This is a genomic window from Pantoea sp. sgz302252, assembly GCF_042610525.1.
Classification (GTDB): Bacteria; Pseudomonadota; Gammaproteobacteria; order Enterobacterales; family Enterobacteriaceae; genus Erwinia.
Map to the genome: position 1 here is coordinate 1 of NZ_JBHDVM010000007.1, position 703 is coordinate 703.

Below are 703 nucleotides of genomic sequence, written 5' to 3' on the forward strand. Positions count from 1 at the left end.
GTGGTGATAGCAGCAGTCAGGGTAGTTTTACCGTGGTCAACGTGGCCGATAGTACCAACGTTGACGTGCGGTTTGGAACGTTCAAATTTTTCTTTAGACATCGCTTGTCCCTCTAAGACACGGATAAATCGGTGATATCACCACATCAACCAGGCATTGCCTGAACTGTTGAATTTTAACGCACAGAGAAGAATCAGGGAGGGAGATTTAGAAGTGGTGCTGATACCCAGAGTCGAACTGGGGACCTCACCCTTACCAAGGGTGCGCTCTACCAACTGAGCCATATCAGCACGGCTTGGAGCGGGCAGCGGGAATCGAACCCGCATCATCAGCTTGGAAGGCTGAGGTAATAGCCATTATACGATGCCCGCATCCTGGAACTCGGCTACCTGTTCTGTCTGTAGCTTGTGAATAACAGAAATGCTTTCCTGCTACTCGAGTCAACCCGCATTTGCTTGATGACTCCGACTGTGCTTGAGCTCAGTCTGAATTCTGCATTTGCAGCCTTAGGGTGCAAGGCCGAAATGTTATTAACACTGCGAACAATGTTAATGGTGGTGCCAGATTTGACTCTGCTACTGGAAGGATTCACGTCGCTTTGCTCCGCGCCCTTCGGGTCAAACCTTCGAGGTCGAAGCTTCTCGTCCTTCCCCGTGGGGAAGCTGAAAAACTCTGCCTCTTACTAACACTGCGAACAATGTTA

At 49.9% G+C, this 703-nt stretch carries 1 protein-coding gene and 2 tRNA genes; all 3 read right to left on the reverse strand.

From position 1 onward, the window contains the following. Nucleotides 1–101: GTP-binding protein (locus ACETPC_RS14010; RefSeq protein ID WP_232799363.1), on the reverse strand; the 101-nt coding region annotated here is incomplete at its 3' end. A 113-nt stretch (nucleotides 102–214) separates the two neighbouring features. Further along, nucleotides 215–290 (reverse strand) — tRNA-Thr (locus ACETPC_RS14015). 6 nt (nucleotides 291–296) lie between these two features. After that, nucleotides 297–371, reverse strand: a tRNA-Gly gene (locus tag ACETPC_RS14020). Nucleotides 372–703 lie beyond the last annotated feature (332 nt).